This is a genomic window from Ammoniphilus soli (assembly GCF_040813775.1).
In genome coordinates this window covers 35,124-44,201 of the sequence record NZ_JBEGDL010000040.1, presented here as the reverse complement: position 1 = coordinate 44,201, position 9,078 = coordinate 35,124, and the positions used below count along the sequence as shown (strand labels likewise).

At 41.2% G+C, this 9,078-nt stretch carries 7 protein-coding genes and 1 pseudogene; 7 read left to right on the top strand and 1 reads right to left on the bottom strand.

What is annotated here, in order from left to right:
• Positions 1–81: 81 nt before the first annotated feature.
• From ABLT31_RS33310 to ABLT31_RS33295, 4 genes and pseudogenes are all read left to right on the top strand, one after another.
• A pseudogene (locus ABLT31_RS33310) lies at positions 82–360 on the top strand (NAD(P)H-dependent oxidoreductase); the annotation flags it as partial.
• Between the two features lie 23 nt (positions 361–383).
• Positions 384–710: a putative periplasmic lipoprotein gene (locus tag ABLT31_RS33305; protein ID WP_367759838.1), complete on the top strand. Its 327-nt coding sequence runs from the start codon at positions 384–386 to the stop codon at positions 708–710.
• Positions 711–1,154: 444 nt separating this feature from the next.
• A complete protein-coding gene (locus tag ABLT31_RS33300) occupies positions 1,155–2,006 on the top strand; it encodes a cell wall hydrolase (protein ID WP_367759836.1) in 852 nt (283 codons plus the stop codon).
• Between the two features lie 15 nt (positions 2,007–2,021).
• Positions 2,022–3,146, top strand: coding sequence for an LCP family protein (locus ABLT31_RS33295; RefSeq protein ID WP_367759834.1), 1,125 nt, complete (start codon positions 2,022–2,024; stop codon positions 3,144–3,146).
• 93 nt (positions 3,147–3,239) lie between these two features.
• Here the strand turns inward: ABLT31_RS33295 and ABLT31_RS33290 are convergent, their stop codons facing one another.
• Positions 3,240–4,136: a LysR family transcriptional regulator gene (locus ABLT31_RS33290; RefSeq protein WP_367759832.1), complete on the bottom strand. Its 897-nt coding sequence runs from the start codon at positions 4,134–4,136 to the stop codon at positions 3,240–3,242.
• A 166-nt stretch (positions 4,137–4,302) separates the two neighbouring features.
• Between ABLT31_RS33290 and ABLT31_RS33285 the strand changes: the two genes are divergently transcribed.
• The 3 genes from ABLT31_RS33285 to dctP all read left to right on the top strand — a co-directional run bounded on the left by ABLT31_RS33285 (position 4,303) and on the right by dctP (position 8,997).
• Positions 4,303–6,207 carry an alkyl/aryl-sulfatase gene (locus ABLT31_RS33285; RefSeq protein WP_367759830.1) on the top strand — a complete coding sequence of 635 codons (1,905 nt, stop codon included), beginning with the start codon at positions 4,303–4,305 and terminating at the stop codon, positions 6,205–6,207.
• A 26-nt stretch (positions 6,208–6,233) separates the two neighbouring features.
• On the top strand, positions 6,234–7,424 hold the full coding sequence (locus tag ABLT31_RS33280; protein WP_367759828.1) for an iron-containing alcohol dehydrogenase family protein: 1,191 nt from the start codon (positions 6,234–6,236) through the stop codon (positions 7,422–7,424).
• Positions 7,425–7,899: 475 nt separating this feature from the next.
• Entirely contained in the window at positions 7,900–8,997 is a 1,098-nt protein-coding gene (dctP, locus tag ABLT31_RS33275) for a TRAP transporter substrate-binding protein DctP (RefSeq protein WP_367759826.1), read from the top strand.
• Positions 8,998–9,078 lie beyond the last annotated feature (81 nt).

Here is a 9,078-nt window from a genome sequence, read left to right as displayed (position 1 = left end):
GCTGCTTTACTATTTCCAGTTTGGCAAAACAACAAGAACAATCAAACAAGCGGAGAGCTGACCCTGTAGTTTGATCAGGTATCACATCCGAGAGATATCATTATTGAACTGGATTTATATAAAGAACCACTGCCTTATTTAAGTCATGTCATGATTAGTGGAAATTTTAAAACCTATCAGGGAATGAAGCTCACGCCAGAGGAAAAGAATGTACATGATATTGTCACAAAGTACCTAGAACAGTTTATAGCTGCTGATAAAGTGGTCATTGCCTTTCCCTTCTGGAACTTAACCGTGCCTGCCGTGCTACACTCGTACCTTGATTATATGCATCGCCCAGGTAAAACAATTAAATATACGTCTAAAAAGCAGGAGGTGCTAGAATGAGAGTCTGGTATGGGACTTTATTGTCGGTTTTTCTTCTGGCGGGATGTTCACAAACAGAATCCGTTGATAAACCTGTTCATTCGAAATCAAATCCTCAAGCGGTAAAACGTCTAGTGGTGATCAATAAAGACGTAGATCATCAAATCGATGACCCAAAAGTATTAAAGGACTTAAGCATTGAAGAAAAAAGACTTCATCCTAGCGATCCTAGACAACCCTCAGAATTAGGAAATCAATACATTCCAAATGCTACGGAAACACTTCATGAGATTATTCCACCTCGCCCGACAGGTAAAGAACCAAGATATACATTTATTCAATAAAACATGCGATGAAATGCCGTTTCATGTAGGGACGGCATTTATTTGACGTGGATTACTGTTTTCTCTTTCTCCACCCGGGTACACCTCTATGAAATTCATGAAGTCCACGTTTTCTTCCACTGGTATCTTATGATATCCTCCGCTTTCCAAATAGGACTAGTCTTCGTTTTTTTTTTGGCAATAGACAAGGTCAAAGTTTTTAAAAAATGTTAATAGAATGGTCATAATTCTTTGATATCATGAAGGTGTTTGCGGGAAATACACTTATCACTTTCCTATTCTACTTAAAAAATGAAGGGATATAAAAATGATGCATCTATGAAAAAATCAATTCTATTAATCCCTTGCAAGCTGTATGGAGATACTTCTTCCGCATCTTCCATAGACCAATACATAGTGCAGTTTGTTTTAAAAAAAATTATTAGAGGAAGAAAGGAGGCTACCATGAAGAAAAGATCTACTTTCCTCTTATTATCCTTTGTGTTCTCCATCTTTTTTGTTCCAAGTATGACACAGGCTGCCAATTCAGCTCAATCTACCATTGTAATTAATGGAGTCCCAGTAAAAACGGAGAGTTTTATCCAAAAAAGCCGTACTATGGTACATTCCAGGTTTTTTGAACGTACCGGCGTAGCGGTTAACTGGAATGATCGATCTAAATCAGTTGATTTGAAGCGAAATGGGATGCTGCTTGCTCTCCCATCGGGTAAAAGCTATGCCGAATTTTTTGTCAAAGAAACGGACGGATGGCAGCGGGACTATCTTGCTGTACCGACGGTAAACCGAAATGGCAAAACCTATGTCCCGCTTCGTTATGCAGCTCAGAAACTTGGCATGAAAGTATCCTATAATCCGAAGCTATCCCAGGTGACCATTCAATATCCAACACATTCATCAAGATCATCCGATGCGGCAGAAGACAGCGATTTATATTGGCTTTATCGAATAACCGAAGCGGAAGCAGGGGGAGAAAGCCATGAGGGAAAGGTAGCGGTAGCGGCCACTGTACTGAATCGTGTCAAAAGTCCGGGTTGGCCTAAAACGATTAAGGATGTTATTTTCCAGGTTACAAATAAAAACGGCGTTAATTATTACCAATTTTCACCTGTTTCAAGCAAACTGATTTACCGCGTATCACCAAGTTCGGGCACAATCAAGGCTGTACAAGAGGCCTTAAAGGGGAATGACCCTAGTCGGGGAGCTACGCTATTTTATAATCCCGATATATCAACGAGTCAATGGATGCGTTCTAGAACAGTAACGGCCTCCATTGGTAACCATGTTTTCGCGAAATAACTACCCCATGAATATATGAAAGGAATTTTTCTAGAATTGGATTACCTATCGAGAAATACAAATCACCCGCCTATAGAGGTAAGAGAAGAAAGAAGAAGAGTACAAAAGAGAAGGAGAAACAAAAAGAGAATCCGCAGGATCATTTTTAAATTTACTCTTATTTCCTTCATCATTGGCACGAGCACCCTCGGATATGCAGCTTGGCGGTTCGAAAAAGCAATAGATCATATCTTTTTAAAGCCTGATTATCCAACGGAAAGAACATCTTTTTCCCACGAGTCAAAACAAGGCATGGAGAAACTGGAAGAGACAAAACCCTTTTCGGTTCTGATCATGGGCAGGGACTCCCGATCGGAGACGGGAACGAATCTTACCGATGTCATGATGGTAGCCGCCATTGATCCTGCGGAAAAAGAGGTCTCGATGGTTTCGATTCCTCGGGATACCAAAGTCATGGTACCTGAAGTTAGCCGGGAGCTCAAAGTGAACAGCGTATTTAATGTGGGAGATCAGTTAAGAAGGGAAGCAGAGAGATCAGAACATACTTCCGATACGGATGGTCCTACCTTGGCAAAAAGAACGGTTGGCCGCCTTTTCATGATCCCCATTGACCATTACATAGTAGTAGATTTCAATAGTTTTGTGGAGATTGTAGATGAAGTAGGCGGAATCACCGTCCAAGTGGAAAGAGATCTGGTTTACAACGATCCGACAGATAATACACATATTAATCTGCAAGCCGGCATACAGCAATTGGATGGAAAGAATGCCTTGGATTGGATCCGCCACCGGCATGACGATCGGGGAGTTGACTATTACTCCAGCGATTTTGACAGGAATCGCAGACAACAAGAAGCGATTAAAGCGATTGCCCAAAAATTAGCGGGCTGGTCGGGGGCTACAGGAATTTTTGAAATAATGGATACTATGGCAGAGCATATTCAAACCGATTTGACAAAGGACCAGATCAAAGATTTGCTGTGGAACTTGAAATCTTTCGACCTGAATCATTTGAAAAGCATTGAAACCCCTCATGTTTATTGGGACAGCCATCGTCTGCAGACGGTGATACCGGAGGAGGATCTGTCTCTAGTGCATGATGAGCTGAATTTCATTTTAAACAAAGGGAAGGACAAATAGTGTTCTTCCCTTTGTTTATCTATAGATAGATATTTAAATTGAAGTTGGCTCGTTAGTTCTTAAATGGTAGAGGGAGATTTTTTCATTGTTATTTTAAATTTTTGTTTTGAGACATTGGATATACTCTTTAGCATTTAATGTTAAATTTCTTTTGGTGGAACGGATCCAGCCAAAGGATACAAAAGCAGGTTCATAGTTGATAATTTCTAACGATACAATTTTATCTTCACCGGCTAAAACATAAGGGTTCTTTCTCCATGGAAAATCATAAGCAAGGGCAATGGCCAGGCCATCTTTTACCGCTTGTACGATCAATTCTTGACTATTGGAAGAAAGTAAAACTTTCATAGACCCAAATTTCTCGGCAAAACGCTGAGTGAACCATTTGATCAACTCCCCGTTATGGAGAACTAAAGTTTGATTCTGCAATTGTTGTGGCGTGATCGTGCTAGTAAAAGCTAATGGAGAATTTTTATTGGCAATGACGTTAATTTTTCCATGGAATAATACCTCATACTCGATATCATCTCTTGAGTCGATTAAGTCGCTGTTGATGGGTATAATTCCGATGTCTATTTTGTGATTCGCAACATCCTGAATAATATGCTGTACGGGACTTTCAGTAATTTCAATATTTACGGATGGATATTTACTTTTATACACAGATAACGTTTGGATTAATGGGGTAATGCCAGGGATCGTAGATATCTTTAAATCTCCTGTAAGCTTCGTCTTATGAGACTGAGACTCTTCCATAAATTCTTGCCATTTGATCAATACTTCATAAGCTTTTGCGATGAGTCTTTTTCCTTCCTCAGTAGGCACGGCTCCATTGCGTGAGCGCTTAAAAATTTGGACTCCTAATTCCTCTTCTAGTTTGGTTATGGACTGGCTGATGCCAGATTGACTGACATGCAGATTCTGTGAGGCAATGGAAATCGACCCCGTTTTTGCCACTTCTACGAGATATTCTAATTTTTCTATGTGCATGTTTTCTCCTTATAGTTATCGGAATATACAAAATATAGTGTTGTATCACGAAAACTTAATTATAATTAAAAAACTCTAAATTTACTTTATTATACATTAACTATACGATTAAAATAGTAAAAATTAAAATCCGATGCAACGAAATCATGTTCTGGAGGTTAACCAAATGATCGATTCCAAATTAAATCCATCGCTACCCGCTACCTCTTATACAAAAAAAGCAAATGAGGAAGTTTACGAATCCCTAAATTTTGAAGATCGGCAGGATTTTGAAGATGCACATAGAGGGCATATTGCGCCACTAGATTTCAAAATTTATAAACACGATTCAGACGAAGTTCTCTGGGATATGGAAATGGTAGAATTCCTTCAAGGTCCTGCACCAGAAACGGTTAACCCGAGCTTGTGGAGGAATTCCCAATTACAATCGATTGCTGGTTTATTTAAAGTAGTCGATGGGGTGTACCAAATTCGAGGATTATCCATATCCACCACGGTGATCATCGAAGGGAAAAATGGAGTGATTGTCTGCGATACCTTAAAAAGCATCGAAGCGGCTAAAGCAGCGATGGAATTATATTATCAGCATCGGCCTAAAAAACCGGTTACTGCCATCATCATTAGTCAAAGTCATGTGGATCATTTTGGTGGGATTCAAGCGGTACTGGAATATGCGGAAAATCCGAATATCCCCATTATCGTTCCACAGCATTATACAAAAGAAGCCATCAGTGAAAATGTGCTTTTAGGTTCCATTATGAAACGACGTGGACAGTATCAATTTGGTCATGTTCTTTCTGGCGGTCCAAGGGGGACGGTATGTGTAGGTATTGGTCCCATTCAGACGAATGGCATCACGACCTTTGAGCTGCCGAATGTGGAAATCGAAAACGAAATCCAAACCATGGAGATAGACGGTTTAACCTTTCAATTCCTATTAACCCCAGATACCGAAGCGCCAGCTGAAATGCATTTCAATATTGAAGATTATAAAATATTATTTACGTCAGAAAATGTAAATAAAACCATGCATCAAATTTATACGGTAAGAGGAGCCAAAACGCGGGATGCTTTACAGTGGGCGGGTGCCATTGATAAGACAATCGATTTGGTCGCAGGTAAAGACATGGATGCATTAGTCATGGCGCATGCTGCACCTGTATGGGGGAAGGAAAATGCAATCAAGCATCTGAAATTGCAACGGGATTTATACAAATATATGCATGATCAAACGGTTCGTCTCGCCAATCATGGATATACCATGGATGAAATAGCCGAAACGATCGAACTGCCGGAACCATTAAATCAATATTGGGGGAATCGAGGGTACTATGGAACCTTAAAGCACAATGTGAAGGGGATTTACAATTTTTATTTAGGCTATTACAGTGCCCATCCCTCCGATTTAGATCCACTGCCGCAAGTGGAAGCGGGTAAGAAATATGTTCAATATATGGGTGGAGCCGCTCATGTCATTCAACAAGCAAAAACGGATTATGAAAACGGGGAGTATCGTTGGGTGGCTCAAGTATTGAAAAATGTCGTCATGGCGGACCCAGACAATAGGGAAGCCAAAAGTTTACTAGCAGACACGTTTGAACAATTAGGCTATCAGGCTGAATCGGCAAATTGGCGGAATATATATCTAGCGGGCGCAACGGAACTAAGGAATGGTGTGAATAAAGAGGTTCCTCTTTATGATAGTTCTGCGGTTTTCAGTAAAGTTACCGTGGATGATTTCTTAAAATTGTTAGCCGTTAAACTAAATGGTCCAAAAGCCGATGGTAAACAAATGACAATCAATGTGACGCTAACGGATACAAATGAAAACTTCGTAATTTATTTGGAAAATTCAGTATTGTCACACAAGGTGAATAAGTTAGCTGTTAACCCAGATATCTCCTTACATGCTGATAAATCCACTTTTTATGGAATGGGAAATGGTCGTCTTACTCCAGAGCAAGCCATGGCTGCTAAAAAGCTTGAAATCTCCGGGGACCCCGATCAATGGAATGAATTTTTATCTCTATTAGATTCATTTAATCCTTTAGTCAATATTGTTACCCCTTAATTGAAAATGGATAAGGAGTGATCGTCATGCTGCAGAATCGGAACTTCAATTCTTGCCTACCAACCAATGTGCGGTTCGGTTTGGATATCGTTAAAAACGAGCTTGCTCACGAAATTCGACTCGCAAACAAAAGCAGAGTGTTTATTGCCACCGATGCCGGACTTGTACAAACCGGGTTAATCGATACGATTACAGCTATATTAACGAAAAATGAAATCGATAGCGTTGTCTTTTCCGAGGTGGAACCCAATCCGCAAGTTGAAACCGTGATGCGGGGAGCTGCTTTTTATACGCAGAGCTCTTGCGACATGATCTTGGCCATCGGCGGTGGAAGTTCGATGGATTTCGCCAAAGCGGTCGGGGTGGTGGTTAGCCATCCCGGGCACATCCTGGATTACCGCCGGGGTGAAAAGGCGGTTGCGCATCCGATACCGTTATTATTTGCGATTCCGACAACCGTAGGGACAGGATCGGAAGTAACCGCCGCGGCCGTGGTAACGGATCCTACGGTCGGCCGGAAGTATGTCGTTGCATCACCTAATCTAGTTCCTAAAATAGCCTTCATGGACCCTTTGTTGACGATAACTCTACCAAAGCATCATGTTTCGGCAACAGCACTTGACGCTTTAGTTCATGCGATAGAGTCTTATACATCGGTTCGGGCTATGCCCATATCGGACGGGCTAGCGTTGCAGGCCATCCGAATGATTAAAGAAAATCTACCGGCTAGCTATGCGCATCCGGACAACCTGGAAGCCCGTGCACAGATTCAATTGGCCAGTACGATGGCGGGGATGGCCTTTAGTCTGGCGGGCCTCGGCCTTGTACACTCCTGTTCTCATCCGATGTCGGCCGTCTATCATGTTCCGCATGGAGTGGCCAACGCGATCCTATTGCCTTATGTCATCGAATACAACCTGATCTCGAATATCAAAAAGTATGCGGAAATCGCAAGAATCTTCCAGCCAGAGCTCGTATTAAAAACTGACCAAATGGCTGCAGGAGAACTTGTCGGTTTACTGAAATCTTTTATCGCTTCCGTAGATATTCCTAGCGATTTCAGTTATTTGGGAATGGAAGTGACGGATGAAGCGATTGACCGTCTAGCCAATGATGCGATGGCTGACGGAACCATCCCGGCAAATCCTCGCAAGGTCTATAAAGAGGATGTTGTGAAAATTTACAATCGGGTATTCCGCAGACAAAACAGACAGTAAAAACCGGGGAACGGACATCTGAAAAACTTCCTTTATAAAAGTTTGTTGGTACTTACGAGCGCCATGAATGGATATAAAGGGAGTTTTTTGCTTTATTCATCTTTCATTTGATTGGAGGTAGAAATTGGTATGAATCTTGCTTGAAGTATAGTTGTAGTCCTTGCTCCTATGATTGACATCTCTTTAAAATACTTTGGTCTGAGGAGGTGTATCAAGTGAGAAATGTTGCTATGGTTGATTCCGTTCGTACGTCAGTGGGGTAAATAGGAGGGGGACATACAGTTTAGATAAAGGGAGGGTGAAAAAAATTACGATTCAATAGTAAGACGTAGATGTTTCATTATGGAGACTTTTATTTTTGATCAATCGTAAGTCAATGGAGCGGTTTGCTGAAAGGTTATACCCTATTTTGTTGGAAGTAAAACTTTGTTTTAAATAAAGTATAAACGCTTACAAACTACTAGGGGGTATTAGGATGAAAGGTAAGATGCTTATGCTGGTTCTATTGTCTGTTCTGCTGTTAGCTGGTTGCTCTTCAAGTGAAAGTACTTCAAATGAATCTTCTGCAGAAAGTTCTACGAAAGGAAAAGGCGACCCCGGCAAAGTCTATGAATTAAATCTGAATGTCTCGGCTGGTCCTGTTCATCCTTTTACCAAACAGGTGGCTGAACCTTGGGCGGAAATGGTAGAGAAAGAAACAAAAGGTGTGGTTCAGGTCAATGTTCATCCGAGTGCAGCATTAGGCCAGTTGTCTACCGCTTATGAGGATATCAAATCCGGTTTGTATGAAGCGGGGCTAGTATCTCCGGGAAGGCATGTAGATACAGACCTTTTCCCACTGACCATTGGAGATCTGCCATTTCTCATTGAAAGTCCAGCCGTTGCGGAAAATGTATTAACGAAATTTGCAAATAAGTATATGAAAAACACCTTTGAAGAAGGAACGTTTATGTCCGTTTCATCCACAGACGCCTTCCAGCTGTACAGCAAAAAACCGATTCGTACATCAGAGGATATCAAGAATGTAAAAATTGCGGATAACGGTTCGGTCGAAAGAATCGAGTTATTAAAAGGTTTAGGGTCAGCTCCGGTTTCTCTAAATAATACAGAATTATATGAATCCATCGAAAAAGGGGTCGTTGATGGAGTCAATTACACTGCAGTCGGTGCTAATGCTTATAAGCTTGATGAGGTGGCTCCCTATATGACGAAACTAAATATAGGAACGGGTACTTTACTGTTTATGATGAATACAGACTTTTTAGATGATTTACCAGAGGATGTTCGCAACATGTTCTTGGAGAAATTCGGACCGGCCTACGGCAGTATGATTACCAAACTCTATTCGCAAAGTTCGAATGATGCCATTGCTTCCTTTACGGAAATGGTTAAGGCTAAAGGAGGAGAAGTGATTATCCCTTCTGAAGAGGAATTAAAAGCGTTTAAAGCCCCTGCAAAACAAATGATGGAAGCATGGATGCAAAAGGCTAATGAAAAAGGGTATCCAGGTCAAGAAATGATGGATTATTTTACAGGTCTGCTAAAAGAGCAAGGAGTCATCCTTCCAGAATAATCCCTGATGTAGAGGAGGATTTTAACATGTCAAAGAACAGCAGCTCCCAAAACGCGATTTCGGCGAAAGCGTTATTCGAGC